Annotated in this window: 13 protein-coding genes; 11 read left to right on the top strand and 2 right to left on the bottom strand. The window is 70.1% G+C overall.

Features of this window, described 5'->3' with window-relative positions; translation table 11 throughout:
* Positions 1 to 22 precede the first annotated feature (22 nt).
* A complete protein-coding gene (locus tag D7V88_RS08705) occupies positions 23 to 2,098 on the bottom strand; it encodes a S46 family peptidase (protein ID WP_120540151.1) in 2,076 nt (691 codons plus the stop codon).
* Positions 2,099 to 2,226: 128 nt separating this feature from the next.
* Here D7V88_RS08705 and D7V88_RS08710 point away from each other — a divergent pair, with 128 nt between their 5' ends.
* Positions 2,227 to 3,369, top strand: coding sequence for an esterase/lipase family protein (locus tag D7V88_RS08710; RefSeq protein ID WP_120540152.1), 1,143 nt, complete (start codon positions 2,227 to 2,229; stop codon positions 3,367 to 3,369).
* Here the strand turns inward: D7V88_RS08710 and D7V88_RS08715 are convergent.
* Positions 3,366 to 3,908 carry a DUF4442 domain-containing protein gene (locus tag D7V88_RS08715; protein ID WP_244238059.1) on the bottom strand — a complete coding sequence of 181 codons (543 nt, stop codon included), beginning with the start codon at positions 3,906 to 3,908 and terminating at the stop codon, positions 3,366 to 3,368. The two genes, D7V88_RS08710 and D7V88_RS08715, sit on opposite strands and share 4 nt — an antisense overlap.
* 31 nt (positions 3,909 to 3,939) lie before the next feature.
* On the opposite strand from D7V88_RS08715, the gene D7V88_RS08720 reads away from it, so the two are divergent.
* The 10 genes from D7V88_RS08720 to D7V88_RS08765 form a co-directional block, all read left to right on the top strand.
* The gene (locus tag D7V88_RS08720) at positions 3,940 to 5,310 is read left to right on the top strand and encodes a flavin monoamine oxidase family protein (RefSeq protein ID WP_120540154.1); all 1,371 of its coding nucleotides are present in this window, start codon (positions 3,940 to 3,942) and stop codon (positions 5,308 to 5,310) included.
* Positions 5,311 to 5,463: 153 nt separating this feature from the next.
* Positions 5,464 to 6,030 (top strand): DNA starvation/stationary phase protection protein Dps, encoded by a 567-nt coding sequence (dps, locus tag D7V88_RS08725; RefSeq protein ID WP_120540155.1) that lies wholly within the window; start codon positions 5,464 to 5,466, stop codon positions 6,028 to 6,030.
* A 99-nt stretch (positions 6,031 to 6,129) separates the two neighbouring features.
* A complete protein-coding gene (locus D7V88_RS08730) occupies positions 6,130 to 7,005 on the top strand; it encodes an SDR family oxidoreductase (RefSeq protein WP_208726182.1) in 876 nt (291 codons plus the stop codon).
* Complete coding sequence (locus D7V88_RS08735; protein ID WP_120540156.1) at positions 7,002 to 7,625, top strand: glutathione S-transferase N-terminal domain-containing protein; 624 nt, start codon at positions 7,002 to 7,004, stop codon at positions 7,623 to 7,625. Before D7V88_RS08730 ends, D7V88_RS08735 begins: the two co-directional genes overlap by 4 nt.
* Positions 7,626 to 7,645: 20 nt before the next feature.
* Positions 7,646 to 9,112 carry a protein adenylyltransferase SelO gene (locus D7V88_RS08740; RefSeq protein ID WP_120540157.1) on the top strand — a complete coding sequence of 489 codons (1,467 nt, stop codon included), beginning with the start codon at positions 7,646 to 7,648 and terminating at the stop codon, positions 9,110 to 9,112.
* A gap of 83 nt (positions 9,113 to 9,195) precedes the next feature.
* Positions 9,196 to 9,696 carry a hypothetical protein gene (locus tag D7V88_RS08745; protein ID WP_120540158.1) on the top strand — a complete coding sequence of 167 codons (501 nt, stop codon included), beginning with the start codon at positions 9,196 to 9,198 and terminating at the stop codon, positions 9,694 to 9,696.
* 91 nt (positions 9,697 to 9,787) lie between these two features.
* Positions 9,788 to 10,327 carry an inorganic diphosphatase gene (locus tag D7V88_RS08750; RefSeq protein ID WP_120540159.1) on the top strand — a complete coding sequence of 180 codons (540 nt, stop codon included), beginning with the start codon at positions 9,788 to 9,790 and terminating at the stop codon, positions 10,325 to 10,327.
* Positions 10,328 to 10,332: 5 nt separating this feature from the next.
* Positions 10,333 to 11,220, top strand: a complete 888-nt coding sequence (locus tag D7V88_RS08755) for a CHAD domain-containing protein (RefSeq protein WP_120540160.1) — start codon at positions 10,333 to 10,335, stop codon at positions 11,218 to 11,220.
* A 137-nt stretch (positions 11,221 to 11,357) separates the two neighbouring features.
* Complete coding sequence (locus D7V88_RS08760) at positions 11,358 to 13,460, top strand: DUF4114 domain-containing protein (RefSeq protein ID WP_244238060.1); 2,103 nt, start codon at positions 11,358 to 11,360, stop codon at positions 13,458 to 13,460.
* A 75-nt stretch (positions 13,461 to 13,535) separates the two neighbouring features.
* On the top strand, positions 13,536 to 15,487 hold a 1,952-nt coding region (locus tag D7V88_RS08765; protein WP_147448667.1), incomplete at its 3' end, for a DUF4114 domain-containing protein.

Below are 15,487 nucleotides of genomic sequence, written 5' to 3' on the forward strand. Positions count from 1 at the left end.
CTCCGCCCCCAGCGCCTCCGCTTCAGCGCGCCGGGGCCGCCGGCGCGACCGGGCGCTTCAGCTCGTTGACCACGCGCGTGGCGCCGTACACGTGCTCCAGCGCCGCGAGGATGCCGTCGCCGTGCACCGCGACCGCGCGGTTGGACTCCGGCACGTAGGCGTAGCGGCCGCCCAGCGACGGAAGGTTGCCGTCGAAGATGAGGCCCACCACCTCGCCCTCGCGGTTCACCACCGGCGAGCCGGAGTTGCCACCGATGATGTCGTTGGTCGTCGCCATGTCGAGCGGCATCTGGTCGGGCACCTTGCCCTTCGCCTTCATCCACGGGTCCGGCAGCTTGAAGGGCTCCTTGCCGGTGTCGCGCCCGTACGCGCCGCCGAACGTGGTGAGCGCCGGCACCGCGGTGCCGTTGTCGTCCCAGCCCTTCACCTGTCCGTAGTTGAGCCGCAGCGTGAAGGTGGCATCCGGCGCGCCCGACGTGCCGTTCACCGCGAGGTACGCCTTCGCGAGCCGCTCGCCGTTGCGCTTGAGCACCGCCTCCACCGTGTCCTCGTACTGCTTGCGCGACGCGCGCGTCTGCGCATCCACCTTGCGCGCCAGGACAATCATCGGATCCTTGGAGGCGTCCACCGCCGCCTTGCCGCCCTCCAGCAGCGCCTTGCGCACCTTCACGTCGCCCAGCTTCGTGCCGCGCACCAGCGAGCGCGCCAGGTCCGCCGGGGCTTCCTTGCCCAGCACCTCGCGCACGAACGCGTCATCCGCGCCCAGCGTCTCGCGCAGCTTGTTGAAGCCGAACGTCATCCCCAGCGTCTCCAGCTCCGAAGGAATGGGCGCGTCGCGCAGGAGCTGCTGGTGCAGGCCGGGGAGCTGGCCGTCGGTGTACTCGCGCAGGCGCTCCGGGTTGGGCTTGGACTTTTCATCCGCCGCGCGCACCAGCGCCTGCGCGTGGGCGAACAGCTCCGAACGGAAGGCGTCCCCCGCCCCCTTCATCCGGTAGTCGTTCATCATCCGGCGCCACGCCTCCAGCGCCTTGCCCGTCTCGTCCCACATGCCCTGGGTGAGCGCCTTCGCCTGGGGGTTCGCGTCGATGCGCTTCTTCAGCTCCGCCTCTTCCTGACGCTTGCGCGCGAGCAACGCCGGATCCGCCAGCGCCTCCTGCCGGCCGCGCAGGGCCTTGAGGCCGTTCTCCACGCCGCGCAGGCGCGAGCGCGCCATCCGGTAGCGGTCCGGTGAGCCGCTGGTGAACTCACGCAGCATCCCGCGCATCTCCGCCAGCGTCAGCAGCGTCTGGGGCAGCGCCACATCGCGCTGGAACTCCAGCTCCGCCACGGTGCTCTTGCGCTCGGTGCCGCCGGGGTGGCCGGAGACGAAGATGAGGTCCCCCTCCTTCGCGCCCTCCTTCGCCCACGGCAGGAAGTCCGGGCTCTTCGCGGGCGCGTCGTCCTGCCACACGCGCACGAAGGCCACGTCGTAGCCGAAGCGCGGGAAGTTGAAGTTGTCCGCGTCACCGCCGAAGGCGGCCATGGAGAACTCCGGCGCGAAGACGAGCCGCACGTCCTGGAAGCGGCGGTACTTGTAGAGCTGGTACTTGCCCCCGTTGTAGAGCGTCACCACGTCGCACCGCACGTCGGTGCCGGTGGCGCACGCGCCCTCCACCGTCGCGGTCTCCTTCTTGAGCGCGGTGTTGAAGGCCGCGCCGGTGAGGCCCTTCGTCGCCGTGTTCATCCGCTCGGTGACGTCCGTCATCTCCACCAACTGGTTGGCCTCCACCTTGGGACAGCGCCGCTCCTCCTTCGCGGACTTCGCCTGGAAGCCCTTCGCGAGCAGGTCGTCCTTCGCGGTGGTGAGGTCCTCAATGCAGCCGCGGATGCAGTGGTGGTTCGTCATCACCAGGCCCTCCGGTGACACGAAGCTCGCGGAGCAGCCGCCCGCCAGCCGCACCGACCCCAGGCGCACCTTGTCCAGCCAGGCCTGCGTGGGTTCGAAGCCGTAGGTCTTCTTCACCTGGGCGGCGGGAAAGGCGTCGTAGGTCCACATGCCCTCCTCCGCGGAGGCGGGGAGGGACAACAGCAGGCCGAACGCGAGGAGTCCGCGATGCATGGTCAGGCTTCCTTGGAGAGCGAGAAAAGGGCGCCCGGTTCTGTCAATGCGGACGGGCGCGCGTCAACCCGGCAGGCAGCCGTGTATTCCAAGCCGGTGTGGGGGGCGGCGGGGTATGCTCGGGCCCAATGGCCGCGAAGCACCACGTCTACCTCGTCCCCGGGTTTTTCGGGTTCACCAACCTGGGCGAGCTCCTCTACTTCGGCCATGCGTACGAGGTCCTGAAGAAGGACCTGGCGCGCCGGGGGGTGGACGCGGAGGTGGTGACCATCGTCTCGCACCCCACCGCCTCCATCCGTCAGCGCACCGCGGATCTGCTCAAGGCCGTGCACGAGACGGCCTCCGGCGACGACGGCCCCATCCACCTCGTGGGCCACTCGACCGGCGGACTGGACGCCCGCCTGTTCGTCAGCCCGGGCGCGCAGGTGTCGGAAGCCCTGGAGCTGGAGCCCTTCGCGCGCCGGGTGCGCACGGTGGTGACAATCTCCGCCCCGCACGCGGGCACGCCGCTGGCCACGTTCTTCCTGGGGCTGTTCGGCCAGCAGCTCCTGAAGCTGTTGTCGCTGTTCACCATGTACGTGCTGCGCTTTGGACGGCTGCCCTTGAGCGTGGTGTTCCGCTTCGGGCACCTGATGGCGCGCGCCGATGACCAGTTGGGGTGGAAGGCGACGCTGTTGGATCAGCTCTTCGACCAGCTCCTGGGCGACTTCTCCAGCGAGCGGCGCGACGCGGTGACGAAGTTCCTCTGGGACGTGGGCCGCGACACGTCGCTGATTCCGCAGCTCACGCCCGAAGGCATCGACCTGTTCAACGGCGGCACCCATGACCGCCCCGGCGTGCGCTACGGCTCCGTGGTGACGCAGGCCCGGCCCCCGTCCCTGCGCACGCGGCTGGCCGCGGGCCTGGACCCGTACGCGCAGCTCACGCACACCATCTACGCGTTCGTGTACAGCCAGACGCAGCGCATGCCGCTCACGCAGCTTCCCCTGCACACGCCCGCGCAGACGGCGGCGCTGGTGCAGGCCTACGGCGCGATGCCCGGCCCCACCGCGTGCGACGGCATCGTGCCCACGCGCTCGCAGGTGTACGGGCGCGTGCTGACGGCGGTGAGAGCGGACCACCTGGATGCCATTGGCCACTTCGACCAGCCGGCGCACCAGCCCCCGCACGTGGACTGGCTCATCTCCGGTTCAGGCTTCCGCAGGCCCCAGTTCGAGGCCCTGTGGAAGACCATTGGCGACTTCCTGATGGAGGAAGAACCCCAGCGCTAACCGCGCTTGAACACCGCCAGGAAGCGCGCCTCCGCGACGCGCTGTCCGTCGGTGCCCAGAAGCTGCACGGGGATCCACGCCTCCGCCTTGTCGCCCGTGGATTGCAGCGAGGACGCGAGGCCCGCGAGCAGCTCCTCGGAGGGTTCACACACCGCGCTCACCGCGCTCTTCGCCTTGGCGTGGAAGGACACCTCCATGCGGTTGACGAGCATCTTGTACTGGCTGGGCGGGAAGCGGCGGAAGAGCATCACGCCCATCGTCAATTCCATCACCGTCACCTGGGCGCCCAGGTACACGCTGCCCACGTGGTTCTTCGTCTTGCGGTTGAGCGGCACGGTCGCCTTCACGCGCGCGTCCGTCACCTCCTCCACGCGGTAGCCCATGGCCGCCGCCAGCGGGACGATGTTCTTCACCGCCAACGTCGTCAGCGCGTTCGCCGCGCCCGGCGATACCTGCCGCACCTTCTCCACCATCTCCAACGCGAACATCCGGACCTCCGTCCTTCCCAACTGACACACCGGCACGCGCACCCTGGCCACGCGCGGCTTCCGTCATAGAGTGCCCGGCCCTATGGACACCAGCGTGGACGTGGTCGTCATCGGCGCGGGCGTCGCGGGGCTCACCGCGGCCCGGGACATCGCCCGCACGGGCGCCTCCGTGGCCGTGCTCGAAGCGCGCGACCGCGTGGGCGGGCGCACCCTCACCCGCGACGTGGGCGGCGGCGCCGTGGACCTGGGCGGCCAGTGGGTGGGCCCCCGCCAGCGCCATGTCCTGCGGCTCGCGGACAGCCTGGGCCTCAAGCGTTTTGCCCAGCACCACCAGGGCACCAAGGTGCTGGAGGTGCGCGGCGGATTGCGCACCTACAAGGGCAAGGTCCCGTCCCTGCCCCTCCTGTCGCTGCTGGATTTGCAACGCACGGTGTGGAAGCTGGATGGCCTGGCGAAGAAGGTCCCCCGGGAGAAGCCCGCCGCCGCGCCCCGCGCCGCGGAGTGGGACGCCCTCACCGTGGAGGACTGGAAGCAGCGCCACGTGCCCACGTGGGGCGCTCGCGCCGCGCTGGACATCGCCACCCGCGCGGTGTTCGCCGCCGAGCCGTCGGAGGTGTCGTTCCTGCACTTCCTCTCCTACGTGCACTCCAACGGCGGCCTCATGCCGCTCACCGAAATCGAGAACGGCGCCCAGGCCGAGCGCTTCGTGGACGGCGCGCAATCCCTCTCACTCCGACTGGCCGAAGCGCTGCCCCCGGACCGCGTCGTCCTCTCCGCCCCCGTGCGCGCGGTCCTCCAGGACGCGCGCGGCGTCACCGCCACCACCACCGACGGCCGCACCGTTCGCGCGCGCTACGCCGTGGTGGCCACGCCGCCCGCGCTCGCCGAACGCATCGACTTCGGCGCGGACCTGCCCGCCGGCCGCCGCCGCGTGCACGCGGACCTGCCCATGGGCAGCGTCATCAAGGTCGTGGCCACCTACGCCCATCCCTTCTGGCGCGAAGCGGGCCTGTCCGGCGAGGCCGTCAGCGACGTGGGCCCGGTGCGGCTGTGCTTCGACGACTGTGGCCCCGGAGGGCACCACCCCGCCCTGGTGGGCTTCTTCCTGGGCGACACCGCGCGCGCGTGGACCGGCCGTCCCGCGGGCGACATCCACCGGGCCGCGCTGGAGGGCTTCGCGCGCTTCTTCGGGCCCCAGGCCCTGACGCCCGTCGCCGTGGCGGAGCTGAACTGGAAGGCGGAGGCGTTCAGCACCGGCTGCTATGTGGGCCTGCCCCGCCCCGGCACACTCACCGCCATCGGAGAGGCCCTGCGCGCGCCGTTCGGCCGGGTGCACTGGGCCGGCACCGAGACGGCCATCGAGGGCTGTGGCTACATCGATGGCGCGGTGGAGTCCGGCGAACGCGCCGCCACCGAGATCGCCGCCCGCCTGACCGCCCCCGACGCGGCGTGAGCCGCGCGGACCGTCCGGCCGCCTGCCCTACGAGCCGGCCGGACAGCCAGGCGCCGCGTGCCGTGCCGTGGCACGAGGCCATGGCCATCCCCACCCTACCGGAAGCGCCGCGACGCCCTGCCGCGCACAACCACCTTCCGAGGGATGCGGACCATGTACTCCACCAGCCACGTGAACCTTCCCCAGAACGCGCGCGAAGAGCTCATCGACATGCTCAACACGCTGCTCGCCAACGCCGTCGACCTGCATTGGCAGGTCAAGCAGGCGCACTGGAACATCCGCGGCACGCACTTCTACAGCCGGCACCTGCTCTTCGACGAGGTGGCCAAGCACGCGCGCAAGCACGCGGACTCCTACGCCGAACGTGCGGGCGCGCTGGGCGGCTACGCCCAGGGCACCATCCGCCTGGCCAGCAACAACAGCCAGTTGCCCGAATACGACCTCCAGGCCGTGGACGGCGAGGCCCACATCCGCGCGCTAGTGGAGCGCGTGGGTCGCTACGCCTCCAGCCTCCGCGACGGCATCACCAAGTCGGATGAGGTGAATGACCCGGTCACCGCGGACATCCTCACCCAGACCCTGGGCGAGACCGAGGAGGACCTCTGGTTCCTGGAGAGCCACCTCAACGGCGACGCCCGCGTGGGCACCACCGTTCCGCCCCGGGGCGGCGGCAACCGCCGGGGCCGCACCGCCGAGGACATCAGCCAGGCCACCACCTGAGTTTTTCCGCAACCCGGCGGACTCCCGCGCTGTTCCCCTGCGCGGGGAAGTCCGGGTCCGTATAGAACGCGTCCTCTGGATTCCAGGAGGGCGCGGCGCATGGCGGCTCAGGCTCAGAACGACCGGTTGGACGGCAAGGTGTGCCTCATCACGGGGGCCACCGGCGGCATCGGCCAGGAGACGGCGAAGGCCCTGGCGCGACTGGGGGCTACGCTGGTGCTGTCCGGCAGGGACGCGGCCCGCACCGCCGCCACCATCGCCGCCGTGCGTGAAGCCGCGCCCCAGGCGCGCGTGGAGTCGCTGCTCGCGGACCTGTCGTCGCTTGCGTCCGTGCGCGCCCTGGCCCAGGCGTTCCGCGAGCGGCATCAACGCCTGGACATCCTCGTCAACAACGCGGGCCTCATCATCGACCGTCGCGAGGTGACGGTGGATGGTTACGAGGCCACGTTCGCGACGAACCACCTGTCGCACTTCCTCCTCACGCACCTCTTGCGCGACCTGCTGGTGGCCAGTGGCCCCGCGCGCATCATCAACGTGTCGTCGTTTGGGCACGCCTTCGCGAACACCGACTTCCTGGACGACCCGCAGACGGCGAACCAGCCCTACCGCCCCCTCCGCGTCTACGGCAACGCCAAGCTCAGCAACATCCTGTTCACCAAGGGGCTGGCGAAGCGCCTCGCGGGCACGCAGGTGACGGCGAACGCGCTGCACCCGGGCGCGGTGCGCACGGGCTTCGGGCACAACAGCCAGGGCATCTTCCGCCACCTCGTGAAGCTGGGCGCGCCCTTCATGATCTCCTCCGAGAAGGGCGCGAGGACGTCGGTGTACCTGGCGGCCTCCCCCGAGGTCGCGGGCGTCAGCGGGGAGTATTTCATCAAATGCCGCAAGGCGAAGCCGTCGTCCGCCGCCCGGGACGAGGCGCTCGCGGAGCGGCTCTGGCAGGTGAGCGAAGAGCTCACGGGAGTGAAGGCATGATCGACCTGTACACGTTCAAGACCCCCAACGGCCGCAAGATCTCCATCGCGTTGGAGGAGCTGGGCATCCCCTACAAGACCCACGTGGTGGACATCACCAAGGGCGACCAGTTCAAGCCCGAGTTCCTGGCCATCAATCCCAACAACAAGATTCCGGCCATCGTGGACCACGCGGCGCCGGGCGGCACGCCGCTGGCCATCTTCGAATCCGGCGCCATCCTGCTGTACCTGGCGGAGAAGACGGGCACGCTGATGCCCACGGATCCGCGTGGCAAGGCGGAAGTGACGCAGTGGCTGATGTTCCAGATGGGCGGCGTGGGGCCCATGCTCGGCCAACTCAACCACTTCGAGGTCTACGCCCCCACGAAGGTGCCCTACGCCATCGACCGCTTCCGCGCGGAGTCCAAGCGCATCCTGGGGGTCCTGGAAAAGCACCTGGCCTCGCGCGACTACCTGGCGGCCCATTACTCCATCGCGGACATCGCCACGTATCCGTGGGTGAAGGCCGTGCACGGGAACCCCAAGTTCGGCGACCTCTTCCAGGACACGCCCAACATCCTCCAGTGGCTGCACCGCGTGGGCAGCCGTCCCGCCGTGCAGCGGGGCATGCAGGTCCCCTGACAGGGGTTGTCCCCCAGGCCATGGCCCCGCTCGAACAGCTCGTCTTCGACAACACCTACGCCCGCCTGCCGCCCGGGTTCGCCGCCCGGGTGGCCCCCGCGCCCTTCCCGGACGCGCACGTGGTGAGCGTGAACCCGGCCGCGCTGCGCCTCTTGGGGTTGGACGCGGAAGCGGCGACGCGCCCGGAGTTCGCGCGGGTGTTCGGCGGGGGCCAGTTGCTGCCCGGCATGGAGCCGCTGGCCATGGTGTACGCAGGGCACCAGTTCGGCGTGTACGTGCCCCGCCTGGGAGACGGCCGCGCGCTGCTCCTGGGCGAGGTGCGAGCCCCGGACGGCGCGAAGTGGGACCTGCACCTGAAGGGCGGCGGGCCCACGCCCTTCTCACGCGGCGGTGACGGACGCGCGGTGCTGCGCTCCACCGTGCGCGAGTACCTGGCCGGAGAGGCCCTGCACGCCCTGGGCATCCCCACCACCCGGGCGCTGTGCATGCTGGGCAGTCGCACGCCGGTGTACCGCGAGGACGTGGAGACCGGGGCGATGCTGGTGCGGATGGCGCCCTCGCACGTGCGCTTCGGCACCTTCGAGTTCTTCCACCACACCGAACAGCCCGCGCACGTGGCCACGCTCGCGGAGCACGTCATCGCCGGCCACTTCCCACACATCATGGGACAGGAGCGGCGCCACGCGCGCTTCTTCGAGGAGGTGGTGGAGCGCACCGCCAGACTCATCGCCGGATGGCAGGCGGTGGGCTTCGAGCACGGCGTGATGAACACCGACAATATGTCCATCCTGGGGCTCACGCTGGACTACGGGCCCTATGGCTTCCTGGACGACTTCGACCCCGGCTTCGTCTGCAACCACTCCGACCACCAGGGCCGCTATGCGTTCGACCAGCAGCCGCGCGTCGCGCTGTGGAACCTGGCCTGTCTGGGTGAAGCACTGCTGACGCTCATCACCGAGGACGAGGCCCGCGCCGCCCTGGGCGCCTTCCAGCCCGCGTTCGCCGCGCACTTCCTCGCGCGCATGCGCGAGAAGCTGGGCCTGTCCGAAACCCGCGACGACGACCGCGCGCTCGTGGAGGACCTGTTCGGCCTGATGGCGGGTTCTCACGTGGACTACACGCGCTTCTTCCGCGCGCTGAACCGGTTCGATTCAAAGCCTGACGTGCGCAACGACGCCCTCCGCGACCACTTCCTCCCGCCCGAGGGCTTCGACGCGTGGGCCGCGCGCTACCGGGCACGGCTCGACGCCGAGGGCAGCGTGGACACCGTGCGCCACGCGCGCATGGACCGCGTCAACCCGAAGTACGTCCTGCGCAACTGGGTGGCGCAGCAGGCCATCGCCCGGGCCCAGGAAGGCGACTTCGCGGAGGTGGACCGGGTGCTCGCCCTGGTGTCCGCGCCCTTCGAAGAACACCCGGGTTCGGAGGCCTACGCGGCCTCTCCACCGACGTGGGGCCGGCACCTCGTGGTGAGCTGTAGTTCCTGACGCGCGCTGTCACCGTCCGCCCAGCAGGCAGGCGGGCACCTCCTGGCGGGAATCCAGGGAACGGGGTGCCTAGCTTGGAGGACATGATCGAACCTCCTGTTCCGCCCCGCATCGTGTTCCGCGCCCTCGGTCCAGGGCTCTTCGGCGCCACCGCGCTGACGCTGGTGCACGAGAGTGCCCGCCGTGTCCTGAAGCATCCGCCGCGCATGGACGTGCTGGGCATGCGCTCCCTCAAGAAGGGCATCCGCTTCTTCGGCGGCGAGCCCGCGAGGGACCGCCAGTTGCATCGCCAGACGCTGGCGGCGGACCTGGTGTCCAACGGGCTCTTCTTCTCGCTCGTCGCCCTGGGGCGTCCCAAGCGGCCCTACCTTCGCGGCGCGGTGCTGGGACTGCTCGCCGGCCTGGGCGCGGTGGTGCTGCCCCCCTGGCTGGGTCTGGGCAGGGCACCATCCCAGGCCCGGCCGTCCACCTCGCTGCTCACCGTCGCCTGGTACACGCTGGGCGGACTGGCCGCCGCGCGCGCGACGCGGAGGCTGATGGCCCGGAGCGAACCCTCGCGGCCTCTGGGAAGACCTGTCGGGTAGGGGCTCGCGCGCCATCCAAGGTTGGCGAGTGAAATCCTTTCCGGTGGAGCACTTGCCGTGGGCGGACAGGCGACACCAGCCTTGAAGGTTCATGGCCACCGACTTCACCCGCCTGCCCTTGCGCGGCTTCCAGGATGCGTTGAACGTCGTCGTCGAGTCGCCCCGCGGTTCGACGGTGAAGCTCAAATACGACACGAAACTCCAGGCCTTCACCCTGTCGCGGCCGCTGACGCGCGGGTTCCGCTACCCGTTCGACTGGGGCTTCATCCCCAGCACGCAGGGCCCGGACGGCGACCCGCTGGACGCGCTGGTGTACTGGGATGTGCCCACGTGGCCCGGCGTCGTGCTGCCGTGCCGGCCGCTGGGCGTGCTCCTGGTGGACCAGAAGAAGAAGGACAGCCAGACGGGCGCGCGCGAACGCAATGACCGCGTGCTCGTCGTCCCTGTGAACGCCCCCCGGGCGGAGGGGATGAATTCCTACCAGGACCTGTCCCGGCGCGAGCTGGAGGAGCTGGAGCACTTCTTCCTCGCGGTGGTGCACTTCGCGGACAAGGACGCGCATGTCCTCGGCTGGGAAGGCCCGGAGGCCGCCGAGCGCATGGTCGTCCAATACGCCCAGAAGGAGGACTGACCGCCATGCCCCCTCCCACTCCCATCCGGGGCCTCGGCCCCGACACCGCGCTGGGCGACGCCGCCCGCCGCATCCTCGCCGGCCGGCTCGCGGACGCGCGCCACCCCGAAGCCCAGCTCGACGGGGAGCTGGACGAGGACGGCGTGCACGACATGCGCGTGGCCACCCGCCGCCTGCGCGCCGCGCTCCAGGTGTTCCACGCCACCGGCAAGCTCACCCGCCTGGAGGCGGACGTGAAGCGCCTCCAGGACGCCCTGGGCGGCGTGCGCGACCTGCACGTCCAGGACGCGTGGCTGGGCGCCGCCGCGAAGGGGAAGAAGGACACGACGAAGGCCCTGGTCGGCCTGCGCAAGACGCACCTGTCCGGCCTGAAGGCGAAGGAGAAGACGCTGCGCGCGGAGCTGGAGCGCTGGTCGGAGCGCACCGTGCCGCGCCTGCTCAAGAAGCTGGACTCGCTGGAGGATGACCACCGCTTCGCCGGTAAGCGCGTGCGCGGCCACCTGCGCCAGCGCCTGCGCCGCGTGGAGAAGCGCCTGGAGCGCTACGCGGACGCTCCCGACGCCGCGTCCGCGCACGCCCTGCGCAAGGATTTGAAGAAGCTGCGCTACGAATTGGAGATCTACCAGCCGGCCTTCCGCCGCACCGTGGGCGCGCTGCTGGAGGTGCTGGTGCCCCTGCAGGATGGGCTGGGCGAACTGCACGACGCGGACGTGCGTCTGGAGCTGTTCGAACGCGCCGCCGCGGAGGCCCCACCCGGACAGCGCAAGGCCGCGCGCAAGCTGCTGCCCCAAGCCCGGGACGAGCGCGCGGAACGCTCCGCCGAAATCGCCCGCGAGGTGCAGCGCTGGCACGCGGAGGCCATTCCCAAGCGCCTGCGCAAGGCATTGACCTGACGTCCCGCGCGGGCAAATCATCGCCCTGACTGAATACAGACAGTCCTCCTGCGTCTCCTGCGGGCCCGCCGGGTCCCCATGCCCCGGCGGGCCGCGACCGGCCTTCGCCGGTCCGTCCAAGTCAGAGGAGTCTGTCCTTGCATTCCCCCTCCCCCCGGCGGCTGGCCCTCGTGGCCGGAACCGCCTTGTCCGTCATGTCCACGGTGGCCGTCGCCGCCGGTCCCTCCGAACCCGCGGCCCTCCAAGGCACCAAGGCAGTCCGCCTTCCCCCCCAGCTCACTGGCATCACGCAGTCCGCGGAAGCCCTGAACGCGGGCGACACCGCGCAACTGGGAGTCCAGGCGGTGGATCCGCAGGGCAGTCCGCTCACCTTCTCCTGGAGCGCCAGCGCGGGCACGCTGGGCGCGCCCGTGAACGGCGCGAATTCGAGCAGCCGGAGCTGGACCGCGCCCGCGTGTCTGGCGGACGGCAGCGCGCCCGTCGTCGCGACGGTGAGCAATGGCCTGGGCCTGTCCACCTCGGCGGCCTTCGAGTTCAGCGTGGCCCAGGACCTGTACCTCGATCGCCAGCCGGAGTTCACGGCCTCGGGTTTCACCGAACGCCAGAATGTGACGCTCACCCCCCAGCAGACGCTGCGCGCCAACCCGGCCTGGATGCCGGAGTCCCCGGAGCTGCTCGTGCTGCCGTCGGATCAGCGGCTGACGGTGTCGTTCGTGTACGAGAGCGCGGGTGGGAGCCATGGGTTCGGGTATCTCTACGTCGACGACCTCAGGGCGGCCGGCTTCGTGGACTCCCAGGGCAACCTGACGGACAACAACGCCAACGGCATCGCTGACCTGCACGAGGACCTCTACAACCTGGCGCCGCCTACCGGCACCCAGGCCCGTCCGTACATCGGCGTCAACCGCCGCTGCACCCGGACCTTCACTTCGGGAGGCTTCACCTACAGCCAGCCCGAACTGGCGAGCAACAGCTCCTGCGCCACGGCCTTCTCCGCGGGCCAACTCCTGGCGGATGCCCGTCCTGGTTCCCACCCGAACGTGAACGTCGATGTCGTGGGAAGCTTCCCGCCCGGGACGCCCGGCACCGGCTATTCGGACAGCGGGCTCTTCGCGCGCATCCCCAACCTGCTGGAGCCGAGGCACGCCCTGAATGGGAACCGGGGCCTGGGCCACATCCCGTTCCTCCTCGCCGAAGACGACAGCGACGTGAGCACGTATCAGCAGCTCGGCGCGGTGGGGGATGGGTCCACCGCCAGCGACGGCATTCCCGACTACGACGTCTCCGCCTACGACGCCCACGGCCTTCCGCGGTCCGTCAATCCGAACCCTGGCATCAGCGGCTATGACCGGACGGTGGACCTGGGAGTCGTCCAGGGCGGCCGGGAGCTGGTCTTCTTCCTGGTCGCCGCCTACGGCCTGCCCCACTCCATGGACAACGGCACCGTCTTCCCGTGTCTGCGCAAGTCGGCCACGGGCCAGTGCACGCTGCACCTGAAGACCCCCATCTCCGTCTTCTTCTCCAAGGCGAAGTGGAACCTGGACCAGGACCCCGTGGGCCAGGCGCCGGCGGCGGCCCGGAACGCCGGCTGTGCCTACAGCGACCGGTGCAATCCGGCGGCCCCCTCCACGGACGCCTGCACCGTGGTCGGCACCACGCAGTCCCTGTGCGGGTGGCTGGATTACGATGCCCAGGTCCGGCTCAACACGCCCCACTACGGGAACATCAACCTCCCGAGGACGGCCATCGTCGCGCCCCAATCCCCCAGCCTGAGCATGAACATGCCCCACGTCATGGTGGGCGCGACAGGCACCTGGCCCGGCGAATGGCTGTTGGCCTTCGAGGACCTCAATGGCGGAGGGGACCGCGACTTCAACGACGTCGTCTTCCTCATCCGGTCCGATCCGTCCGGCCTCGTGCGCTCGCGCGTGCTGAGCCCCGCGGACGCGGGATGCGCCATCTCCCGCGTGTACTTCGAGAAGCAGGACACGCGGGATGCGGCCACCTGTGATGCCACGTCCTCCATCTCCTATGCGATCTCCACCGACTGCGGCAGCCCCACGCCCACCTGGCATCCGGTGACGTTCCAGGGTCCCCCGTACCGCATCCTGGATGTCTCCAGCACACCCGGGAACCAGCTCTGCTGGAAGGCAACCTTGAATGGCGGGCAGAGCAGCACCTGCCAGCCCACCATCCACAACGTGGACATCGGGTACGAGACCGTGCCCGTCACGCCCTGACCCAGCGGCTCTCCAGCCCCCCCGGCGACAGGTGATAGACCCCCTCTTCGCAGCCGTCGAACGAGGGGGTCTTCCATGCATCCACAGTCCTTCCGACTCCTGGCCCGGGTGGCCGGGAGTGTCTTGCTTGTCATCGCAGCGCCGCCGGCCCACGCCGCCGAGCCTCCCCGCATCACCACCGTCACGCAGACGGTTCGGCAGTTGGAAGCGGGCGGCAGCTCGCGGTTGGGCCTCCAGGCCGTGGATCCGCAGGGCAGTCCGCTCACCTTCTCCTGGAGCGCGAGCGCGGGCACGCTGAGCACGCCGCTGGGCAATGCGAACACCAGCCGCCTGTCCTGGACCGCGCCGTTGTGTCTTGCCAATGGAAGCCCCCCGGTGACAGCGACGGTGACCAACGGCCTGGGGCTGTCCACCACGACGGCGTTCGACTTCAGCTTCGTCCAGCACCTGGAGGCCAACCACCAGCCTGCCTTCACGGCCGAGGGCTTCGAGCAGTTCGAGAACGTGGCACTCCAGCAGGGCTCCGTGTCCCTGCCTCCGTGGGGCTCGCTCGACGCGGAGCACATCGTGTTCCCGAAGGACCTGCGGCTGAGCGTGGCGTTCGTCCACAAGGACTCGCTCGCGAGCCATGCACTCGGGTACCTGTACGTCGACGAGCTTTTGCAACGCGGCTACGTCGACCCCTGGGGCAACCTGATGGACTTCAATGCCAATGGCATCGCGGACCTGCACGAGGACCTCTACAACCTTGCGCCCCCCAGTGGCTCCCGGGCCCGCCCGTACATCGGCGTCAATCGCCGCTGTTTCCAGACCTTCAATTCCCAGGGCCTCACCTACAGCCAGCCCGAACTGGCGCTCAATGCGGGTTGCACCCCCAGCTTCGCCTCACAATCACTCCTGGATGCCCGTCCGGGAGCGCATCCCTCGCAGACGGTCGACGTCATCGGGCGCGATGCCACGACGTCCCCGCCTCCCGGCCTGGGTTTCTCCGACAACGGGCTCTTCGCGCGCATCCCCAACCTGCTGGAGCCGGCCCATGCCCTGAATGGGAACCGGGGCCTGGGCCACCTCCCGTTCCTCCTCACCGACGATGACGAGGACAGGACCACCCCGCGCCAACTGGGCGCCGTGCCTGACGTGGACTCCCGATACCCGAACGGCATCCCCGACTACGACGTCTCCGCCTACGACGCGCGCGGCGTCCTTCGGGACATCAATCCGGACCCGGGCATCACCCCGGCGGACCGCACGGTGGACCTGGGGCGCATCCAGGGCGGCCGGGAGCTGGTCTTCTTCCTCGTCGTCAACCTGGAGGCGCAGCACGCCCCGGGCACCAGCCTGGTCCTACCGTGTCTGCGCAAGGCGCCCGATGGACGGTGCACCCTGCACCTGGAGGCGCCCGTCTCCGTCTTCTTCTCCAAGGCGAAGTGGAACCTGGACCAGGACCCCGTGGGACACCCAGCCGGCGTGGCCTTCAACGTCGGGTGCGGTTCCAACGACCTGTGCACCCAGGAACTGGCCTATCGATATGGGTGCCTCCTGGCCTCTGGCCAGCGGAAGCTGTGCGGCTGGCTGTACGAAAGTGCCCTCGAAACCCTCGCCACTCCCGACTACGGCAACACCCTCCTCTTCAAGGACGCCGCGGAGGTGCCGCTCTCCGGCAATGGCAACATGCCGCATGTGCTGCTCCACTCGCCCGTCCTCGCGCCGGGCCGGTGGCTGCTCGCCTTCGAGGACTTCAATGGCGGCGGCGACCGGGACTTCAACGACGTCGTCTTCCAGTTGCAGGCGGAGGCGGACCCCGGGCGCGTGCGCTCGCGCTCGCTGAGCCCGGCGTGGGTGTCATCCCCGGAGGACGAAGGCTGCGTCCTTTCCCGCGTGCGCTTCCGCAAGAGCGACAGCGCGCAGCCCGGCTGTGACAGCCCCGCCAACACCGTCTCCTACGCCGTGGCCACCGACTGCGGCACGTGCAACGGCGGCGTGTGTCAGTCCAACCCCTCGCCCACCTGGCACCCGCTGCCCCTGCC

This window comes from Corallococcus terminator, assembly GCF_003611635.1.
GTDB lineage: Bacteria > Myxococcota > Myxococcia > Myxococcales > Myxococcaceae > Corallococcus > Corallococcus terminator.

Bases quoted from the DNA above. Each gene is read 5' to 3' on its own strand.
- D7V88_RS08730 (WP_208726182.1), top strand. From the start codon at position 6,130: ATGGCGGCTCAGGCTCAGAACGACCGGTTGGACGGCAAGGTGTGCCTC.
- D7V88_RS08740 (WP_120540157.1), top strand. From the start codon at position 7,646: ATGGCCCCGCTCGAACAGCTCGTCTTCGACAACACCTACGCCCGCCTG.
- D7V88_RS08750 (WP_120540159.1), top strand. From the start codon at position 9,788: ATGGCCACCGACTTCACCCGCCTGCCCTTGCGCGGCTTCCAGGATGCG.
- D7V88_RS08705 (WP_120540151.1), bottom strand. From the start codon at position 2,098: ATGCATCGCGGACTCCTCGCGTTCGGCCTGCTGTTGTCCCTCCCCGCC.
- D7V88_RS08720 (WP_120540154.1), top strand. From the start codon at position 3,940: ATGGACACCAGCGTGGACGTGGTCGTCATCGGCGCGGGCGTCGCGGGG.
- D7V88_RS08710 (WP_120540152.1), top strand. From the start codon at position 2,227: ATGGCCGCGAAGCACCACGTCTACCTCGTCCCCGGGTTTTTCGGGTTC.
- D7V88_RS08745 (WP_120540158.1), top strand. From the start codon at position 9,196: ATGATCGAACCTCCTGTTCCGCCCCGCATCGTGTTCCGCGCCCTCGGT.
- D7V88_RS08735 (WP_120540156.1), top strand. From the start codon at position 7,002: ATGATCGACCTGTACACGTTCAAGACCCCCAACGGCCGCAAGATCTCC.
- dps (WP_120540155.1), top strand. From the start codon at position 5,464: ATGTACTCCACCAGCCACGTGAACCTTCCCCAGAACGCGCGCGAAGAG.
- D7V88_RS08755 (WP_120540160.1), top strand. From the start codon at position 10,333: ATGCCCCCTCCCACTCCCATCCGGGGCCTCGGCCCCGACACCGCGCTG.